The 237-nt window shown below is 67.5% G+C and carries 1 protein-coding gene; it reads left to right on the top strand.

Annotated features, from left to right (window positions below; translation table 11 throughout):
- Positions 1-237, top strand: a 237-nt coding sequence (locus HA630_RS00270; protein WP_166831986.1) for a hypothetical protein, incomplete at both ends; no start/stop codon positions are given.

The raw sequence follows: 237 nt of genomic DNA, 5'->3' as shown, positions 1-237 counted from the left end.
ATGAAACCGTTGTTTGCATTGCTGACGCTGGCCTGCGCCCTGGCCGCACCGGCCAGTTGGGCCCAAGAGAAAGCCCAGGGCCCGGGGCAAAGCTGCCACGCCGCGGCGGCCGAGAAAAAGCTCGCCGGCGCCGCCAAAAACGCCTACCTGAAGAAGTGCGAGCGCGACGCGCACGCCGTCTGCACCTCGGCCGCGGCCGAGAAGAAACTGGGCGGCGCCGCCAAAAACAGCTTCACC

This window comes from Aquabacterium sp. A08 (assembly GCF_011742065.1).
Note: the sequence above shows the minus strand (reverse complement) of the source record. Positions and strands in the feature narration are given on the sequence as shown.